Annotated in this window: 17 protein-coding genes and 1 pseudogene; 1 reads left to right on the forward strand and 17 read right to left on the reverse strand. The window is 43.8% G+C overall.

Annotated elements, in window-relative coordinates; all coding sequences use genetic code 11:
* Nucleotides 1-27 precede the first annotated feature (27 nt).
* From GXZ17_RS08160 to udp, 6 genes are read right to left on the reverse strand one after another with little or no spacing between them, the layout of a single operon-like run.
* A complete protein-coding gene (locus tag GXZ17_RS08160; RefSeq protein ID WP_409376795.1) occupies nucleotides 28-885 on the reverse strand; it encodes a cobyric acid synthase in 858 nt (285 codons plus the stop codon).
* Complete coding sequence (locus GXZ17_RS08165) at nucleotides 886-2,130, reverse strand: MFS transporter (protein ID WP_409376796.1); 1,245 nt, start codon at nucleotides 2,128-2,130, stop codon at nucleotides 886-888.
* A complete protein-coding gene (locus GXZ17_RS08170) occupies nucleotides 2,130-4,082 on the reverse strand; it encodes an ATP-dependent helicase (RefSeq protein ID WP_409376797.1) in 1,953 nt (650 codons plus the stop codon). Before GXZ17_RS08170 ends, GXZ17_RS08165 begins: the two co-directional genes overlap by 1 nt.
* Nucleotides 4,083-4,094: 12 nt before the next feature.
* The gene (gene hslO / locus GXZ17_RS08175) at nucleotides 4,095-4,985 is read right to left on the reverse strand and encodes an Hsp33 family molecular chaperone HslO (RefSeq protein WP_409376798.1); all 891 of its coding nucleotides are present in this window, start codon (nucleotides 4,983-4,985) and stop codon (nucleotides 4,095-4,097) included.
* A complete protein-coding gene (locus GXZ17_RS08180; protein WP_409376799.1) occupies nucleotides 4,986-5,609 on the reverse strand; it encodes a hypothetical protein in 624 nt (207 codons plus the stop codon).
* Nucleotides 5,610-5,611: 2 nt separating this feature from the next.
* Nucleotides 5,612-6,382, reverse strand: coding sequence for a uridine phosphorylase (udp, locus tag GXZ17_RS08185; protein WP_409376800.1), 771 nt, complete (start codon nucleotides 6,380-6,382; stop codon nucleotides 5,612-5,614).
* A 55-nt stretch (nucleotides 6,383-6,437) separates the two neighbouring features.
* Here udp and GXZ17_RS08190 point away from each other — a divergent pair, with 55 nt between their 5' ends.
* Nucleotides 6,438-8,060, forward strand: a complete 1,623-nt coding sequence (locus GXZ17_RS08190; protein ID WP_409376801.1) for a hypothetical protein — start codon at nucleotides 6,438-6,440, stop codon at nucleotides 8,058-8,060.
* Here the strand turns inward: GXZ17_RS08190 and GXZ17_RS08195 are convergent.
* The 11 genes and pseudogenes from GXZ17_RS08195 to GXZ17_RS08245 form a co-directional block, all read right to left on the reverse strand.
* Nucleotides 8,057-9,601 carry an MBL fold metallo-hydrolase gene (locus GXZ17_RS08195; RefSeq protein WP_409376802.1) on the reverse strand — a complete coding sequence of 515 codons (1,545 nt, stop codon included), beginning with the start codon at nucleotides 9,599-9,601 and terminating at the stop codon, nucleotides 8,057-8,059. The two genes, GXZ17_RS08190 and GXZ17_RS08195, sit on opposite strands and share 4 nt — an antisense overlap.
* Nucleotides 9,602-9,613: 12 nt before the next feature.
* Nucleotides 9,614-10,492: a UTP--glucose-1-phosphate uridylyltransferase GalU gene (galU, locus tag GXZ17_RS08200; protein ID WP_409376803.1), complete on the reverse strand. Its 879-nt coding sequence runs from the start codon at nucleotides 10,490-10,492 to the stop codon at nucleotides 9,614-9,616.
* Nucleotides 10,489-10,968, reverse strand: a complete 480-nt coding sequence (locus GXZ17_RS08205) for a DUF5317 family protein (protein WP_409376804.1) — start codon at nucleotides 10,966-10,968, stop codon at nucleotides 10,489-10,491. Before GXZ17_RS08205 ends, galU begins: the two co-directional genes overlap by 4 nt.
* Before the next feature lie 46 nt (nucleotides 10,969-11,014).
* A complete protein-coding gene (locus GXZ17_RS08210) occupies nucleotides 11,015-12,268 on the reverse strand; it encodes an HD-GYP domain-containing protein (RefSeq protein ID WP_409376805.1) in 1,254 nt (417 codons plus the stop codon).
* Nucleotides 12,269-12,449: 181 nt separating this feature from the next.
* Nucleotides 12,450-13,121: a hypothetical protein gene (locus GXZ17_RS08215; RefSeq protein WP_409376806.1), complete on the reverse strand. Its 672-nt coding sequence runs from the start codon at nucleotides 13,119-13,121 to the stop codon at nucleotides 12,450-12,452.
* An 11-nt stretch (nucleotides 13,122-13,132) separates the two neighbouring features.
* Nucleotides 13,133-13,666 carry a ribosome hibernation-promoting factor, HPF/YfiA family gene (gene hpf, locus GXZ17_RS08220; RefSeq protein ID WP_409376807.1) on the reverse strand — a complete coding sequence of 178 codons (534 nt, stop codon included), beginning with the start codon at nucleotides 13,664-13,666 and terminating at the stop codon, nucleotides 13,133-13,135.
* A gap of 13 nt (nucleotides 13,667-13,679) precedes the next feature.
* Complete coding sequence (locus GXZ17_RS08225) at nucleotides 13,680-14,618, reverse strand: 1-phosphofructokinase family hexose kinase (RefSeq protein WP_409376808.1); 939 nt, start codon at nucleotides 14,616-14,618, stop codon at nucleotides 13,680-13,682.
* Complete coding sequence (locus GXZ17_RS08230; protein ID WP_409376809.1) at nucleotides 14,615-15,598, reverse strand: carbohydrate kinase family protein; 984 nt, start codon at nucleotides 15,596-15,598, stop codon at nucleotides 14,615-14,617. Before GXZ17_RS08230 ends, GXZ17_RS08225 begins: the two co-directional genes overlap by 4 nt.
* 15 nt (nucleotides 15,599-15,613) lie before the next feature.
* A complete protein-coding gene (gene xylB, locus GXZ17_RS08235) occupies nucleotides 15,614-17,137 on the reverse strand; it encodes a xylulokinase (protein ID WP_409376810.1) in 1,524 nt (507 codons plus the stop codon).
* Nucleotides 17,138-17,149: 12 nt separating this feature from the next.
* Nucleotides 17,150-18,367, reverse strand: a complete 1,218-nt coding sequence (locus GXZ17_RS08240) for a dihydrolipoamide acetyltransferase family protein (protein ID WP_409376811.1) — start codon at nucleotides 18,365-18,367, stop codon at nucleotides 17,150-17,152.
* Nucleotides 18,360-18,989: pseudogene (locus GXZ17_RS08245) on the reverse strand (hypothetical protein); the annotation flags it as partial. The pseudogene GXZ17_RS08245 and the gene GXZ17_RS08240, both read right to left, overlap by 8 nt.

Genomic DNA, 18,989 nt, shown 5'->3' on the forward strand with positions numbered 1-18,989 from the left:
AGGGAAACTCTCCAGCATGCCTCATCGTCATAAACCAATTATTTCCTCTATTTTTTTAATGTCTAAATATTCCTCTAAGGTTTTACTCCACCAATCCAGTTCCTGGTCTATTTCTTCCCAGGAAAAATCTCCCCTCAGGCAGGAAAAGCGGTCTTTACTACTCGATTCCCCCAAGAGGCTATCTTCTTCCACTAAAGATAGAGAAACATAGGGTAAAACCCCCACCACCGGAACCCCGGTGAGCTCTTCCATTTCCTGTAAACCGGGCTTTAAAATTTCTTCATCTCCCCGAAATTTATTGATAATAAAAGCCCGCATCAGCTTTTTTTCCTCTTCACTCGCCAGAGCCCAGGTTCCGTATAAAGAGGCAAAAACTCCTCCTTTTTCTATGTCCCCCACCACAATAACTGGAGATTGAAGATAAAGAGCCACTCTCATGTTAGTTATGTCTTTTCCCCGCAGATTTATCTCTGCTGGGCTTCCTGCTCCCTCTAAAATAAGGAGGTCATATTCTTGCATCAGAGAATCAAGGCTTTCCCTGACCACTTCCCACAAAAATTCATTGTCCCTATAATAAGCAGAAGCTTCCTTTATGCTCCAGGCTTTTCCTCGGACTATTATCTCGCTTTTTCTCTCCCCTTGAGGTTTCAAAAGAACAGGATTCATCCGACTATCAGGTTTTTGAAAAGCAGCTCGAGCTTGAAGAATTTGAGCTATGGACATTTCTTCTCCTTTTTCAGTAATTCCAGAACTACAAGACATGTTCTGAGCTTTAAAAGGAGCTACCTTTATTCCCCGCCGGGCAAAAACTCGTACCAACCCTGCCACTATCACAGTTTTACCCACTCCTGATCCTGTTCCCTGCACCATTAAAGACCTGGCCATTTATCCCTCCTCAAAATTAGTAAAAGCTCGAGGCTCCCTCACACCCCATAAAATCCACAGCAACCCCACCAAATTCAGACTCAGCGCTAACCAGAAAACCCAGTGGTAACCAAATCGGTCAGCAATTTTCCCCCCTAAAATGGGAGAGAAAAAAGCCGGGAAATTACTTAAAAAGCTACTCCACCCCACATACAACCCTCGCTTTTCTCGGGGAGCAAAGTCAAGAACAATGGCTGTTCCTCCCACCGATATAGCACTATAATTAAATCCCAAAAGGGTAAAAGCTAAGAAAAACCATCGAAAATCAGGAGAAAAAAGAGCCAGCAAATTGCTCAAAACTATAGATGTAGCTCCTAAAAGCACCACTAATTTATGCCCTTTTTTGTCTCCTAAGGGACCCCAGATAAAGTTACTCAAAGCCTGAGAGACAAGCAAAACAGCATTATAGCGAGCCACTAAAGCATCAGGGATTATGAATTTTTGCAAAGCATAAACGGTATAAAAAGCCCCTCCTACTACCCCTAAAGCTAAAAATATACGAGCCAGCAAAAAACTCAAAAAGTTGGCATCTTCTCTTATTACCTGGAAAAAAGAAGAGAGAAATTTTTCTCCAGAGGAAGAAGTTACCTCCTCTTTCTCTTCCCGGGTAAGAGCTAGAAAAAAATAAGAAACCACCATCGATACAGAAGCTAACAGGAAACAATGACCAAAGTTGCGAGGAAAAGGATAAGTGCTGATAAATCGTTCTGCCAGAGTAGAACCCCACATTCCCATGAGAGCCCCCAGGCCGTTACCACAGGCAAAATAGAGTCCCCAGCGACTGTGATGGATGACTTTTCCAATCATCTCCGTCCAGATAGGACCGAGAAACCCCATAGCAAAAGAATTAATTCCTAACAAAATGAACAAGATATAAAGCGAAAGAGAAGGATTATGAGGAACGAGATAAAAAGCCAGAAGCGCCATCCCCAGGAAAGGAAGGCGCTCAAAAAGAGTGAATCGAAGGATAAAGGGGAGTTTTTTCTCTAATTTACCAGAAACCCTTGCCCCCCAGATAGCAGGAAATGACCATCCCAGATAAGCAATAGCAGGAATGAGCCCGATTTCCAAATTGCTGGCCCCTAAGCGTTGAGCCAGAAGGGGAAGCAGGGTAACTGTAGAGCCAAAAGACATCCCCAGGCTAAAAAAAGAGTAATCCAGAGTGTCTACTACAAAGTTAAAAAGATAATCTCGCCGGGAGAGCACTATCCCTTTCTTCCTCCTCGCCATTTAGTGTAGGAACGGGGGTCTAACTCCTGCAGGAATCGAGAAGGTTTCCTGACCATAGAGCGAGAACGCCCTCTTTCTCCTAAAATAGGATAACACAAAAATAAATGTTCTCGAGCTCTGGTACAGGCCACATAGAAAAGTCTTCTTTCTTCTTCGATATTCTCCTCTCTTCCCAGACTACGAGGAGAAGGAAAACCCCCCTCACATAACCAGACTACAAACACACAATCCCACTCCAGACCTTTAGCCTGATGAATGGTGGAAAGAACTATTTTTTCATCCTCTATTCCTCCCCTTACCACGTTCTCTGCTTCTATTTCTCCTAAAAGAGCTAACTCACTTAAAAAAGTTTCTAAAGATTTATACCGCAAAGCAAAGTTAGCCAGCTCTTCCAGGTCTTCCTCTCTCTCCTCGTAATTAGGATAATGAGCAACTAAATAGTCCCGGTATCCCCCTGCGAGCACCTCCTGAATTAGAGTAGAAGGAGAGGAATCGAGGTCCTCCAGATGAAATAGTAAATCTCTAAGAGAAGCGAGGCTAACCCGGGCGTTTACCGGAAGAAGAGAAAAAACTTCCTCTCTCTCCAGAGTAGTAAGAGGATCGGGAGAGGAAGAAAGAGCTCCCCATACTTTTTCTGCTAATGCTCGACCAATCCCGGGATAAAGCTTGAGCACTCTCTTCCAGGCCATCTCATCCCGGGGATTAGCCACTACCTTAAGATAAGCCACCACATCTTTTATATGAGCTTGTTCAAAAAAACGCAGTCCGGAGCGAATTTCAAAAGGGATGCCCCGGCGAGTAAGCTCCATTTGAATTTCCATGCTGTGATAATGAGCCCGGTATAAAACGGCAATCTCCTGGAGGTCATGACCCTCATCATGTAATTCTAAAATCTGGGAAGCTACAAATTCGGCCTGCTCCATAACATCACGCAAGGGCACCACTACAGGCTTTTCTCCTCCTTTTTTCATCGGATGTAAAACTTTAGGAAATTGACGACGATTAAAAGAAATTATCTGATTGGCCAGCTCCAGAATAGGAGCTCTACTTCGATAGTTGGTCTCCAGTTTAAATATCTGACAATCCGGGTATCTCTCAGGGAAACGCATGATATTGACAAAATTAGCTCCCCGAAACGAATAAATACTCTGAGCATCGTCGCCCACTACTAAAAGATTGCGGTGTTCCTGAGCTAAAAGGTCCATAATCTCAGCCTGCAGAAGGTTAGTATCCTGATACTCATCTACTAAAATATGGTGAAAAGCACTTCCATATTTGCGGCGAGTATTTTCATCTTCTTGTAAAAGAGACCAGGTATAGTAAAGCAAATCATCATAGTCCATAAGAGAGAGCTGGCGTTTCCTATCCTGGTAAAGAGCAAAAAGGGAACTTAACTGACTCGCCCAGCTCAAAAACTGAGGGTAAAACTTTTCTAAAATATCCTCCACAGAGATAAAAGTGTTGCGACTCATAGAGATGATGTTGGCAATCACATCCCCTTTGGGAAAACGGCGAGAACGGCGGTCTATCCCCATCTCCTCTATGGTAGATTCCAGAAGGTCTTTCTGGTCTTCCCGATCCAGAATAGTATAGTTGTTATCATAGCCTATCTTTTTTGCTTCCCGGCGGAGAATGAGGTTACCAATATGGTGGAAAGTCCCTCCCCACATACCCTCCAGGCTTATCCCTAAAAGACATTCCACCCGATGTAACATCTCTCGGGCTGCTTTATTGGTAAAAGTAGCCAAAAGAAGGGAAGAAGGATCTACCCCTTCCTCTATCAGCCTTGCCACTCGATAGGTGATGGTCCGGGTTTTTCCACTACCTGCTCCAGCAATCACTAAAATCGGACCTTCATCGGCAAAGACCACTTTTTTCTGCTCTTCATTCAATTCTTCTTCATAATCAATGCGCAAAATTCCTTTCAAGAATCAAACCTCCTATTTCCTTACTTTTTCTATCAGCTCTCTGAGCTCTTTATCTCCAAAAAGATAAACCCGATTACAGAAAAAACAGCTAACTTCTGCTCTTCCTTCTCGGGCTAACAACTCCTCTAATTCTTCTCTTCCAAGTAGTATCAAAGTCCGACGGGCTCTCTCTCGAGAACAATGGCAATGATAACACAGTTTCTTTTCTCCCACCACCCGATAAGAAAGGGAAGCTAAGAGGTCTCGAGTTATTTCCTCCGGGCTTTTTCCCTCCAGAATAAGAGAGCTCACAGGAGGAAGGAGAGAAATATTATCCTCGATTTTCTGTATTACATGTTGTGGAGTGCCCAGAGGAGTGTGAATGATAAACCCACCTGATGATAACACCTCTCCTTTTTCTCCCACATAAACACCGGCACTGCAGGCCGAAGGAAGCTGCTCAGAAAGGGCAAAGTAATAAGCCAAATCATAAGCAATGCCTCCTCGAGGCATCTTTATATAACCAGCATAAGGCTCCCCTAATCCCAGATCTTTCACCACCGAAAGCTGAGAGCCTTTCCCCACTGCTTCTTCTACATTAAGTTTTTTATCTTCTCGGGAAGGAACAAAAACCGAAGGTTGAGAAACATATCCTCTCACCTCTCCTTGCGAGTTAGCCTGCGCCAATATGCTTTCTAAAGGCCCCAGGCAACGAATATGCAAAGTTACCTTTTGACCTTCTTTGAGAGCAGCACCCATTATCCCGGCAAGGGTTAGTGCTCTTCCCAGGGCAGCAGTAGCCACAGGACTGGTATTATGTAAAAACCTTGCTTCTTCTACTAAAGAAGTGGTTGAGGCAACATAAGCCACCACTGTGGTATCTTCCACCATAGACCATACCACTTTATCTTCGTACTTTTCCACTCAATCACTCTCCTTAACTGCCATCATCCATAGAGCCATAACTAAAAACAAAAATAACACCCAGGGACTGCTATCCCAAAAGGTATCATTTCCTCCCCATCTATACAACACCTGAAGGTAAGCAAGAACCAGAAGAGAGCTCCCCAGAAAAGAGCTTAAGAAATTTAGAACTTTTTTGTTCAGGGAAAGAAGCGCAAAAAGTAGGGAAGAAAAAAGCACCACCGTAAAAGAAAGATGACCCAAAAAGCGCAACAGCTCTACCGAAGAAGAGATCTCTATTAAAAGATAATAGAGGTTGGCGCTCAACCAGAAACCAGAAAAGAATCTCCCCCAGCGTTCTCCTTTTTTGCTCGCTACAACTCCGGCTAAAAAAAGAGCCAGAAAGAGAAAAATGAAAAAACTCGCCTTATCACCTGAAAAAGAGAAAGTTTCTAAGTTACTTTTTTCTATCCCTCTGGTGATTCCCCCTCCTCCCATCACCACTAAAAAGGTTAAAAGAGGGAAAAGAACTTTTCTCAAGCGAAAAAAATAAAAACCAGAGACAATCCCTCCTCCAAAGAGAAGAAAAATCAACCACCCTTCCCCTATTTTTTCTATTTCCAAAAGCCAGTAATCAAGAAACAAGTTTATTCCTCCCCGGAGAGAATCAGCCGGGCAGCTTCAGCTGCCACCTGAGAAAGTCGGTCTTCTATCTCCTCTATTTTTTCCTCTTCTACTTCTTCTTTTTCATTCCTATTGACCAGCACTCCGCATATCGCTCCGGAGCGAAGCCCCAGAACTCGAGCCACGGTGAAAAGAGTGGCTATCTCCATTTCATAATTCAAAACCCCCAACTTCTTCCATTCTTCCCTGCTACCCCGAAGAGAAGAAATGATGTAACCATTAAAAGTATCATATCTTTCCTGCCCGGGATAAAAAGTAGCCGAAGAACAGGTAATCCCTAAGTGATAGCGACACCTCAAAAGTTCACAAGCTTTTTTAAGAGCTCCCACCATCTCCCAGTGAGCACAGGCAGGATAAGAAAGGGGAGCATAGTGAGGAGAAGCACCATCCATCCTCACCGCTCCTTCGCTGATCACCAAATCCCCTACTGCAATTCCTTCTTGAATGGCTCCACAGGTTCCCACTCGCAAAAAAAGTCTTACTCCCAATTGAGCCAGCTCTTCTACCGCTATACTCAAAGAAGGCCCCCCAATGCCAGTAGAAACTACCAAAATTTTACCTTCCTCGCTTTCTGCCTTTACCGTTTTAAATTCCCGATGAGAAGCTAACTCTTCAAAATCACCAAAAGCAGAAGCAATCTTACAGCATCGCTCCGGAGCCCCCGGGAGGAGAGCCAGTTTTATCCCTTTTACTTCTTCTTCCCTTAAAGCCAAATGATAAGCATAATAATTCATTACTCTTCACCTCTTCTCTATTTTCTGCTAAAATAGGGAAAAGGGGAAGAGGTAAATGCCGAAAAAAACTTGTTATCTTTACTGGGAAAAAGAAAAAATACCTGTCCCACAAGGAAAAACCCTCCAAGAGGTAGCGAAAGAAATATTTCCCTCCTGGGAAAGAATTATGGCCGCTCAATTAGAAGGAGAGATAGTAGACCTCAACACCAGAGTAGAAAGAGACAGCAAAGTAAAGTTTTTTGACTTCTCTCATCCCGAAGGCAGAAGAACTTATCTGCGGAGTCTCCTTTTTGTCCTGAGCTATGCGGTAGAAAAAACTTTCCCCGGTCGCCGGCTAAAGGTTCTTTATTCCCTGGGAGAGGGGCTAATTTGTGAAATAGAAGGGGTAAACATCTCTCCTGAGCAATTAGAGCAAATCGAGGAGGAGATGAGAAACACCATAAAAGAAGACCTCCCCTTTATCCGAGAAGTAATAGACTGGGAGGAAGCTACTGCTATTTATCAAAAGCGAGGAAGGAAAGACCTGGTAAAGCTTTTCCGCTACTGGAGAACTCCAGCAGTAACCGTTTATCGGCTGCAAGACTTTTATGACCATTATTATGGACCTCTTGTTCCTTCTACCGGGTATCTAAAAAACTTTGGCTTTGTCCTGGTTCCTCCTCAATTCATAATTCAGTTTCCCACCGGAGAAGACCTGCAGCGTCTTCCCACTTATACTTTTCGTCCCAAACTTTTCGCCACTTTTCAAGAAGCAGTCCGCTGGGCAGAGATTTTAGCCATCGAAAACGTAGGAGAGCTAAACGAAGCCATTGCCCGGGGAGAAGGAAGAGAGATCATATCCATTGCTGAGGCGCTTCATGAGAAAAAAATAGCCCAGATTGCCGACTTAATCACCCAGAAAAAAGGCACAGTACATTTAGTATTAATCGCCGGACCTTCTTCTTCGGGGAAAACCACTTTTGCCCGTCGTCTCTATATCCAGCTCCGGGTTAACGGGTGGCATCCGATAACCATATCCTTAGACGATTACTTCCGTTCCCGAGGAGAAATAAATGAGGAAGATTACGAGAAGCCAGAAGCTTTAGACTTAATATTATTCGAAGAACAAATAAAAGCACTAATCCGGGGAGAAGAAGTGGAAATCCCTCGTTATAACTTTATCACCGGCACTCGAGAACCCCGAGGGACAAAAACTCAGCTCTCTCCCGATGGTATCATAATAGTAGAAGGATTACACGCTCTCAATCCCCAATTAGGAGAAAATATCCCCGGAGGAGAAAAATTCAAAATTTATGTAAGCGCTATAACTCAAATAAACGTCGATGACCACAATCGCATTTCTACCACCGATTCTCGATTGATTCGGCGTCTGGTGAGAGATAGCCAATTCAGGGGAAGCAGAGGAGAAGGAGTATTTGCCGACTGGCCCCGGGTAAGAGAAGGAGAGGAAAAATATATTTTCCCCTACCAGGAAAGTGCTGATATTATGTTCAATTCTTCTTTAATATATGAGCTGAGTATTTTAAGACAATATGCTGAACCTCTCCTGCGAGCTATTACTCCCGAAAGCCCTCACTATTTAGAAGCTTATCGCCTCTATGCTTTCCTCAACCACTTTATGCCCCTCAACCCCTCTTTTATCCCTTCTAACTCTATTCTTCGGGAGTTCATCGGCTAAATCAAGCTCTCTTCTTTTCTCCTCTCCACTTCTTCTAAAAGTATCAAAGCAGAGCGCAAAAGAATTTTTTCTTCTTCTCCTAAAGCAGGATAGATACTCTCAAGAGAAGAGACTTTGCTTTCCAGTTGTTCCAGAATATTTTCCTCCGGAGGAAGAGAAGGAGCGCTGAATACTTTCTTTTTCGCCAAATCCATGGTATCCCCGAGATGCGGAACCAGCGCCTCTTTTCCTCGCTCTCCTAAAAACTGAGCAAAAGACTCAGCAATGGCTTCCTCGCCGTGAGTTACCAGAAAAGTGGGGTTCCCCTGGAAATATTCCACCCACCTGAACAGGTCTTCCTGATCAGCATGCACAGAAAAACCGTTAATAGTATATATTTTAGCTCGGACTACTATCTCTTCTCCCATAATCCGAACTCTTTTGGCTCCTTCTACGAGAGCTCTCCCCAAAGTCCCTTGAGCCTGAAATCCCACAAAGATAAGAGCGGTATTTTCCTTATAGAGATTATGTTTTAAGTGATGGATAATTCTTCCTCCTGTGCACATTCCACTTCCGGCAATTACTATAGCTTGATTTATGTTGTTGATAGCTTTTGATTCTGCAGGAGTGGTAACATAATGCAAGCCCGGTAGAGAAAAAGGATCTATCTTCTCTAAGTTAAGCTTCTGAATCTCTCCGGCAAGAAGGTTCCGGTATTGTCGATAAATATCAGTGACTTTGACCCCCATAGGGCTATCAAAAAACACCGGGTATTTTCCATCTAATCTTTCTTGTAAAAGAAAAAGCTCATAAATTATCCGCTGGGCCCGATCCACCACAAAAGAAGGAATTAAAACTTTTCCTCCTTTAGATAAAGCTCCCTCTATAGCCTCGGAAAACTCCCGGCGAGTATCTTCTAAGCTTCGATGACGACGGTTACCATAGGTAGATTCTATCACTACAAAATCCGCTCTTTCTATGACCGGAGGAGAACCTTCCATCACACTATAGAATTGCCCTAAGTCTCCGGAAAAAACTACTTTACTTCCCTCTCCCCATATCTCAAGCGCCGCTCCCCCTAAAATATGGGCAGAATCGCGAAAAACAAATTCCACCTCTCCTTCACTGACTAATTCATCATAGCTCACCGGCTCAAAAAGGTTCATAGCCTCCTCTACTTCTTCCTCTCCAAAAAGAGGTTGAATGGGGGGCTTGCCTTGCCGAACATTTTTTCGGTTTATTCTTTCTGCTTCTTCCCTCATAATCTTTGCCGTATCCAGCCACAAAAGATGGGTGAGCTCAATGGTGGGAGGGGTAGCATAAATTTTCCCTCGAAACCCATGACGACAAAGTAAAGGTATTCTACCAGAGTGATCCAGATGGGCGTGAGTAAGAAGGATAAAATCAATATCTCCGGGAGAAAAAGAGAAAGGCTGATAATTTCTCTCCTCCCCTTTCCCTTGTATCAGACCGCAATCCACAAGAAAATTTTTATCCCTGGTTTTCAAAAGATAACAAGAACCAGTAACCTCTCGAGTCGCTCCTAAAAAAGTAAGTTGCAAACCGCTACCTCCTTATCTGCCTTCTTCCTGCAAAATTTCTCGCAAAAAAGTTTTAATTTCCTCTCCTATATCTTCTCGCTCCAGAGCAAAAGCAATGTTAGCTTTAAGATAACCAACCTTGTCTCCCACGCCAAAATGCTTACCCCGGAGTTCCAGAGCATAAACCTCCTCTCTTCCCAGAAGAGCTCTTATAGCATCGGTGAGCTGAATTTCTCCTCCTCTTCCTGGCGGAGTACATTCGATAGCCTCAAAAATAGAAGGGGTTAAAACATAGCGCCCCACAATAGCTAAAGAGGAGGGAGCCTTGTCTTTTTCTGGTTTTTCTACTAAATCCTCCACCCGATAAAGAGCTTCCCCCACTTTTTCTCCTTTTATCACCCCCCAGGAAGAAACATCCTGGGGCGGGACCGGAGTAACTGTCAGGTAGATAGCCGGTTTTTGACGATAAAGTTCCATAATTTCTCCCAGAAGAGGAGAAGGGGTAACAAAAATATCATCAGCTAAAATAAGAGCAAAAGGTTCTTCTCCCACAAATTCTCGAGCTTGATAAACCGCATCCCCCAAACCTCGAGGGGATTTCTGCCGTACATAATAAACAGGAACTAGGTTTCCCACCTTCTTTATTTCATCCAATAACTCCTCTTTCCCCCGATTCTCCAATTCCTGCTCCAGCTCTACCGAATAATCGAAGTAATCCTCAATAGCTCTCTTCCCCCTTCCGGTAACAAATAAAATGCTTTCTATGCCTGAAGTTATAGCTTCTTCTACCACATATTGAACGGCTGGTTTATCCACAATGGGTAACATTTCTTTAGGTTGAGTTTTAGTGGCAGGCAAAAGGCGAGTCCCCAAACCCGCGACAGGAATGACCGCTTTTTTTACTTTTTTCATGCTTTTACCTCCTCCTTTCTCAGATGGTAGACCAGAAAAAGCATTACTCCTATCCCCAAAAAATAATCTCCCAGGCTGGCCACAAAAAAACGGCGAAAAAGAAAAGAAAAATAAGGTAACACATCTCCCAAAAAAGGTAAAAGAGTGGAAGAAGAAATAATGGTATAGTCAGGATAATAATTATTCTCTAAAAGCTCTACATATTTTTGAAGACCCAGCCAGGAAGTCACTTCTAAAGACACTGGCATTTTTCCCCCATTAAGAGCTATAACCAGAAAATTTAGAGAAGCTCCCAGAGACATTGACTTCATGCCGTAAAGACGAATGTTCAATAAAGCTCCTAAAAGGACGAGTCCTCTCCCTGCCAGATTAAAAACTACAAAAGGTTGCAGTCCCGCCAGAGCCAGGAATTCTATGCCAAAACCCAGGATGATAACCCAGAGAAAAGGGAAATCAACCTGGGAAAGATTACGCAACTTTCCCCCTCTCAAAAATCACCATATCAATCCCACCACAATAAAATCAACTAACATTCTTTTCTCTTTTTTCCTCCACTATTTTTCTTAAAATCTGGAGAACTTCCGGATCAAAGCTCCCTTTTTCCTCGTTTTCCATAATTTCGAGAGCTTCCTCCGCCGAATAAGCCCGACGGTAAGGGCGATCTGAGGTAAGAGCATCAAAAACATCAGCTGCTCCCACAATGCGAGCCTCTATAGGTATCTCCTCCCCCTTTTTCCCTTCAGGGTAACCAGAGCCATCCATTCGCTCATGGTGAGCTAATACAATCTGTGCTGCTTCTTGCAGGAAATCTACTTCTCCTAAAATCTTATAACCAATCTCGGGATGTTCACACACCAATGAATGTTCATCTTCAGATAATTCTCCTTGTTTAGTCAAAATAGAATCCTGAATACCAAGCTTACCCACATCGTGCAAAACAGCGGCGTATTCCAAAGCCTCTCTTTTTTGGGGAGGGAGATGAAGATGCTCGGCAATCTGGAGAGAAAGCTCAGCCACTCGCGAAGAATGACCGGCGGTATAGGAGTCTCTGGCATCCAGTGCCGCAATTAAGGCCTGCAGGAGCTGCAGATGGTTTTTTTTGGTATCGGCAAAAAGTTTAAAAGAATAACGAGCTACCATAAGGGGGAAGAAAAAAAGAATTATCCCCCAGTAACCTATATAAGTATACACCAGATACAAAAGTAAAGAAAAAGGAAAAAGAGCAAAGTACTGGAAAAGAATTTCTCGTATATTCTTCTCCCTCCAAAAGAGACGGAGAGGTGTCCCCTGGCTTAGGGAAATCACTCCTCCCACCAAAAAAGTGTTGGAAACAAAAAAAGCAAGGATGGATACTGCCGCTACCCCATAAAAAGGTAAGCTCTGCCAGGAAAACTCATATCCTCCCAGCATTTGAAACACTTGACCGGATAAAAAAGCAGAAAGAGCATACTGAGAAGCGTTGAAAAGAGAAGCATAATAGGGGGATTTGATGGTCGCAAAAAACGCAGATAAAAAAGCCACACTAGCCGCGAAATAGGGAGAAAACAAGAGTAAAGCAGCATAAACCAAAGTGAAGCTAATGGAAAGCGCTACTCCTCCCTGTAGGTAAACGGGCATCAGCTCCAGAAGAAAAGCCAGAAGAGAAAAAATGAAAAAAGGAACCAACTGAGAAAGAGAAAAATCCAAATGGAAAAGAGATACTATCTCGAGCAGCACCCCTGCCCCAATTACAATAGAAAGATATAAAGAAAGCTTCCAGTTTCTTTCCTTTTCCACTTCTTTTGGGCGGGTCCCCCCCCTACTTAATTTTCAAGGCCGCCAGCTAAGAAAAGCCCCACTAGCTAAAACAATAGCCAGTAAACCCAGAAGGATGTTAACCAGTTTTGCCATGGAGAAAACCCTCCTCTTCTCTGGTCTCGCCTCCTTCCGCTAATTAGAGACGGAATATTCCGCTCCGCTATTTATTATTCAAGGGTAACCCGCCCTCTTCTCCTTCCCAATCTACATAGAAAATCAACTTTCTATTCACCGCATCTAAAGTGGCTCGTGCTACTGCCTGATAAACATCTTCTTTTACTATAGTTGCTCCCACCAGGATTTCTTCTCTCCGGGGAATATCACAATCCACAAAAGCTAAAGCTACCTCCAGGTCTCCCAAATGCTGAACCAAAACCCCCCGGGGAACAAACATAATATTGCCCATTCCTTGATTCAGGCATTCCAGGGTAGCTTGAGCAACTAAAGAATAGTAATTACGAGGATTAGAAGCGCTTCCTGTAGCTATCCCCTGGTAGAGCTTATCAGCTATTTTTATCTCCACTTCCACCTGGAAAGTCTGAGGATTTTTCTTCCAGCTCAATCCCCAAAGCACAGGACGCAACCAGCTCTCTTTTTTTTCTTCTTCTAAATCAAAAGCAACAATACTAATTTTCTTATGGTCAATATCCAGGCTAAAGCGAGCCTGGAGCAAGGTCTCTATATCCCGGGCTAAAAGTTTGGGAGATTTAGAAGGTTTTGAGAGAACATGAATCTCTTTAATCTCCTCGTCTCCCACCACTTTTACATTTATAACTCCCTCGATACTTCTTATAGCCTCTTCTATTGTTTTCCAATCCCCTACCTTAATCACACCCCTTTATCTCAATAAATGGGATCGATTAAACCATAGCTACCGTCATCTCTTTTATAAATTACCTGGACTTTATCTTTATCCAGGTCTTTAAAAATAAAAAAGGTATGCCCTAAAAGCTCCATTTGTAAAATAGCGTCTTCTATACTCATAGGACGAAGAACAAACTCCTTAACTCTGGCTATCTTATCAACTAAAGGCAGAGCTTCCTCTTTTTCTACCTCTCCAAACTCGGCCATAGTCTCTTTTTTCAACACTCCTCTTCTTCCCAGACGCTCTTTATATTTCTTTACCTGTCGCTCTAATTTATCCATAACCTCATCCAGAGCCGAGCGCCAATCTGGACCTACTGCTTCTGCCCGAATTACTACACCGCTTGCGGTGAGAGTAGATTCTACCTTAACCCTTCCTCGCTCCAGGGTAAAATTGACCGTAGCATCCATAAGGCGGTCAAAGAAGCGTTCCAACTTAGAGAGTTTTTTAGTAACATAATTTCTCATTACTTCACTAATTTCCATGTTCCTTCCTTGCACCACTATATTCATCGCCTGCCGCCTCCTAATCCTTTATTCGTTCTATCAAAATATCTTTTTCCAACTCTTCAGCTTTTTCCTCATCGAAAATCCCCCCTCCAGGATAAAAAGTATTAGCTAAACCACAACTCACCCCCGCAGCAAGAGATTCTTCTATACTTTTTCCTTTCTCCAAATATTCTACCACAACTCCTACTAAAGTATCACCTGAACCAATAGAATAACCTCCTCCTTCTACTTCCTTCTTCATCCCTACTTTCCATATTTCTCCCCGGTAGGTAGCTACTACCCCCCTTTTCCCGTCTGAGAGAATCACCAATTCTACCCCTTGATTCTGGAAAATTTTCACTGCCTTTATTTTATCTTCCCAGGAAGAAATAGAAAAACCCAGAGCTTCTTGTGCTTCCCTCACATTGGGCTTTATCATAAAAGGAGCAGCAGGTAGCGCTCGACGCAAAGGCTCTCCTGAGGTATCCAGAACCGAAAAGGCTCCTTTTCTTTTAGAAATTTGAATCAAAAGGGCATAAAAATCTAATCTTACTCCCCGGGGTAGAGACCCAGACAGTACCAGATAATCTCCCTTTCGGAGATTATTTTCTAAAAAGTGAAGACAGGCTAAAGTGGTAGAAATAGAAACCAGAGGTCCGGGTTCATTAATTACTGTGTGTCTTTTGGTCTTTTCTTCGTGAATAATAGTGGTGATTCTAGTTTCATCTGAAGGCCAGCTGGTAAATAAAAAATTTTCTTTTTCTAAACCTTTTTTAATCTTTTCCCCGGTACTTCCCCCTTCAAAAATGAGAAGACGAGGATTCCCTCCTTTTTGCTTTATCGCTCGGGCTACATTAATTCCTTTTCCTCCTACAGTCTCTGTTACTTGAGAAGCTCGATTTACCTCGTTCAAGCTCAGCTCTTCCATAATAAGTAAGCGGTCTAAAGCGGGATTGGCACAAAGAACAAAAATCATAGAGGATGCTCCTTTAAGAAGATTTCCACCTCCTCACTGGTAGGTAGAGCGGGAATTGCTCCCTTTTTGGTAGTGGTCAGCGCTCCCACAGCATTAGCTCGACGAGCAGCATGAGCAATAGCGCTTTCGGGAATCTCTTTTCTCTCCCTCAAATCTTCCCAGAACATATAAAGGGAACTCAAAAGGCCAGCCACAAAACCATCACCGGCGCCGGTGGTGTCCACAGTAGCAACAGAAAATCCTTCCATTTCTAACCTATTATCCCCGTGCACAATTAAGCAGCCTCTTTTCCCCAGAGTAAGAGCAATGAGAGCTAAGGAGAAGTTCTGGGAAAGAAATTTTAGCGCTTGCTCCAAATCTGAAGTTCCGGCTAAAAATCGCGCTTCTTCTTCGTTGACTTTCAAAATATCTACCGATTTTAAAGCCTGGCGCATCCGGAAACGAGCTTCTTCTAAATCTCTCCACAGAGCGGGACGAAGATTAGGATCAAAAGATAAAAGATAACCATATTTTTTAGCCAAGGAAATAGCTCGCATAGTCGCACTGTAAGCCGGTTCATGAGTCATAGTAATAGAGCCAAAATGAAAAACTCCCTTACCTTGAAAGCACTCCTCTCCTATTTCTCGCTGGTCCAATAGCATATCTGCCCCCGGGTCCCGGTAAAAAACGAAGTCCCTTTCTCCTTCCTGGGTAAGAGAAACAAATGCCAGAGTAGTTTTAGCTTTCTCGGTAGAAAAGAGAAAACGGGTGTTCACTCCATTTTTCTCCAGCACTTCCCTCAGAAATTCCCCGAAGGCGTCCCTCCCCACTTTTCCGATAAAATGAGTATCGATTCCCAGTTTAGCCAAGCCCACCGCTACGTTGGCCGGTGCACCTCCGGGAGCTTTCTCAAAACCAGGAGCATCTTTTAAGGTAACCCCGCTCACTGTAGAAACAAAGTCGATTAAGAGCTCTCCCAGGCAAACCGCTTTTTTATCCACTCATCATCCCTCCCTCTATAGCTCTTGCAACCGGGGATAAAAATCTCGCAAAGCAGGATAAAGGTCGCGATATAAACGATAAGCCTTGTTGTAATAGTCCACCAATTCCGGAGAAGGAAGAACCTGCTCGGTCACTTTTACCGCTTTCTCTGAAGCCTCCTCCACCGAAGAAAATACTCCTCTTCCCACCGCCCCCAGAAGAGCAGCGCCAAAAGCTGGTCCTTCATCAATTTTTACCCCCCAGAGAGGAACTTCATAAATAGAAGCCTGGATTTTTCTCCACAGAGCACTGCGCGCTCCTCCCCCAATAGCTCTGACTTCCTGAATGGGAATATTCATCTCCCTCATGATTTCAAAAGAGTCACGCATACCAAAAGTAACTCCTTCCATCACTGCTCTTACCATCTCATTTTTGCGGTGTTTCAGAGTAAGTCCAAAGAACACCCCTCGAGCATAAGGGTCAGCATGAGGAGTGCGCTCTCCGGTGAGATAGGGGAGAAAAATCAAGCCTTCCGCCCCAGGAAGAGCTTTTTCTGCCTCAGCAGTTAAAATATCGTAGCTATCTTTTTCTAAAAGAGATGCCAGATTTTTTTCTTCCATACCCAGTCTATCCCTAAACCAGCGCAGCGACCCGCCTGCAGAAAGCATCACTCCCATAACATGCCATTTACCGGGAACCGCGTGGCAGAAAGTGTGCACTCTTCCTTTTTTATCCACTTTCACCTCATCGCTGAAGGCAAAAACCACCCCCGAAGTTCCCAGGCTCGCAGAAACCAGTCCCGGCTTCACAATACCCGTGCCTATTGCCCCGGCAGCGTTATCCCCTCCCCCTGCCACCACTAAAACCTTGTCTCCCATCCCCCACATCTCCGCTACTTCTTTTTTCAGGTATCCGGTAACTTCTGGAGATTCAAAAGAAGGAGGAAACCAGGAAGGAGGAAATTCCAGAAGGGACATTAATTCTTCTGACCACTTACGACGAGGCACATCGAAAAGAGAAGTTCCCGAAGCATCAGAAACATCAGTAGCAAAATCTCCAGTTAAAAGGAAGCGGATATAGTCTTTGGGGAGAAGAACTTTAGCTACTTTTTCATATAGATGAGGTTCATTGTTTTTTAACCACAAAATCTTGGGAGCAGTAAAGCCAGGAAGAACAGGGTTGCAATTGATACTCATTAACTTCTCTTCCCCCACTATCTGAGTAATTTCTTCACATTCCCGGGCAGTGCGCTGATCACACCACAGAATTGCCGGGCGTAAAACTTCTCCTTTTTCATCCAGAAACACTGAACCGTGCATCTGTCCGGTAAGTCCCACTCCTTGTACCAGAAGAGGGTCAATTTCTGCCATCTGTAAAGCTTCCTTTACCGCCTGTACAGTTCCCTGCCACCAGTCAGCAGGGTCTTGTTCTGCCCAGTTGGGGTAAGGAGTATAGAGGGGATATTCTGCCACCGCTTTAGATATCAACTCCCCTTTTTCGTTCACCAAAACCACTTTACATCCTGTAGTTCCCACATCTATTCCCAAAAAATATTCCATCTTCATCCCTCCTCAGATAATAAGAGTAAAAGGTTCCTCAAGAAGATTCTTTAAAAATTGCAGAAACTGAGCAGCCAGCGCTCCATCAATCAAACGATGGTCACAAGAGAGGCTCAACTCCCACAAGTAAGCAGGAACAATCTCTTTTCCGTTGAAAAAAGGTTTTTTACGGATTGCCCCACAGGCTAAAATAGCTGCTTCGGGGGGATTGATGATGGCGGTGAAAGAATCCACCCCCCACATTCCCAAGTTAGAAACAGTGAACACTCCTCCGGAAACTTCCTCCGGAGTTAACTGGTTAGATCTCGCCTTTTGCGCCAGAGCGTTAATTTCTTGAGTAATCTGGGATATCCCCTTCTCGTTAGCATTCTTCACCACCGGAACTATCAACCCTTCTTCCAGTGCTACTGCCACTCCGATATTTACTTCCGGGCTTATCTCTATTTCTTCTCCTGCAAGATGAGCACGGAAGAGAGGAAATTTCTCCACCGCTTTAGCCACCATTTTCACCAGAATATCGGTATAAGAAACTCGCAAACCAGTCTCTTTTTCCACCAGAGGAAGAATTTTTTCTCTCATCTTTACCAGCTCGTCAGCACATATTTCCTGATGAAGGAAAAAGTGAGGAGTGCTTTGATAACTCTCGGTCAGGCGCTGGGCTATGATTTTTCTCATTCGAGAAAGAGGTATACGCTCTTTTTCTCTCGGAGCTTTTACTTCTTCTACTATCAATTTTCTCTCTTTTTCTTTTTCCTCTATAGCTTTCTCCACATCTTCTCTTACAATTCTTCCTCCCGGGCCGCTACCCTGTATTTGAGAAAGGTCGATTCCGTGCTCCTCGGCTAAGCGACGAGCCACAGGAGAGACTCTAATTCTTTCAGTCTCCGAAGGAAGAGGAGCTTCTTCTCGTTTTTCTTCTACTTTTTCTTCTTCCATCTTCACCGCTTCTATTTTCTCTTCCGGTTTTTCCTCTTCTTCGGGAATCTCCTCCCCTTCTTTCCCTATATAAGCTACCGCTTCGGTGATAGGAACAGTAGCCCCTTCAGGATAAAGAATTTTTAGAACCACCCCTTCAGTGGGAGATTCTACTTCCATATTAACTTTGTCAGTAGCCACTTCAAAGAGGACATCTCCCTTATTTACCCGATCTCCTTCTTTTACTAACCATTTATTGATAATTCCTTCTTCCATGGTTAAACCTAATTTGGGCATGATTACCTTTTTAGCCATTTATGACGCTCCTTTCTTGCACCAGGCTCATTAATTTCTCCACGTCCACCCTCCGGGGCCCGGTATCTTCCAGCCGAATCTCCCAGTTCTCCCCTTCTCGCAAAATTATCTCCCGTTCCCCGTCTAAAGCTAGAACTCCTCTCTGGCACGGGAGAGAAATAGAAGCTCCCAGAGGTAAAAATTCCCATCTCCGGATTTTTATCTCTTCCACTAAACCAGGAGCTATCGGAGCCTTAACCATTTCCCCTCCCTCTCCTAACTCCACCACTGCTCCTCTTTCTTCTTCCGGGCTAATGCTAATCAATCTTCCCACTACCGAACTCAAGCCAATTTTTAAAGGGCTGCTCTGGGTTACCACTATCAAACGAACTAACTCTGGCTCCCACACCGCTCTTGCTCCTACTGAAGCTTTTTCTACCACTACCACATCAACAAGAGCTAACTCCTCTTTCCCCGCTTCCTTGGATCTGGCCCTCAGTATTTTGCTTTTTTTCACCACTTTTTCCCGCAAAGAATAATTTTCCAGAAAAAAACCCACCGCCAGTCCCATAACTGTAGGCTCAATATTTTCAGCAAATACGTTATTAGTACCCCCAAAAAGAGAGAAAAGGGGAGTGAGGGC

Source organism: Candidatus Sordicultor fermentans (assembly GCF_012728195.1).
GTDB lineage: Bacteria > Atribacterota > Atribacteria > Atribacterales > Caldatribacteriaceae > Sordicultor > Sordicultor fermentans.

Bases quoted from the DNA above. Each gene is read 5' to 3' on its own strand.
- GXZ17_RS08160 (WP_409376795.1), bottom strand. From the start codon at position 885: ATGGCCAGGTCTTTAATGGTGCAGGGAACAGGATCAGGAGTGGGTAAA.
- udp (WP_409376800.1), bottom strand. From the start codon at position 6,382: ATGAATTATTATGCTTATCATTTGGCTTTAAGGGAAGAAGAAGTAAAA.
- GXZ17_RS08190 (WP_409376801.1), top strand. From the start codon at position 6,438: ATGCCGAAAAAAACTTGTTATCTTTACTGGGAAAAAGAAAAAATACCT.
- galU (WP_409376803.1), bottom strand. From the start codon at position 10,492: ATGAAAAAAGTAAAAAAAGCGGTCATTCCTGTCGCGGGTTTGGGGACT.
- hpf (WP_409376807.1), bottom strand. From the start codon at position 13,666: ATGAATATAGTGGTGCAAGGAAGGAACATGGAAATTAGTGAAGTAATG.
- GXZ17_RS08225 (WP_409376808.1), bottom strand. From the start codon at position 14,618: ATGATTTTTGTTCTTTGTGCCAATCCCGCTTTAGACCGCTTACTTATT.
- xylB (WP_409376810.1), bottom strand. From the start codon at position 17,137: ATGGAATATTTTTTGGGAATAGATGTGGGAACTACAGGATGTAAAGTG.
- GXZ17_RS08240 (WP_409376811.1), bottom strand. From the start codon at position 18,367: ATGGCTAAAAAGGTAATCATGCCCAAATTAGGTTTAACCATGGAAGAA.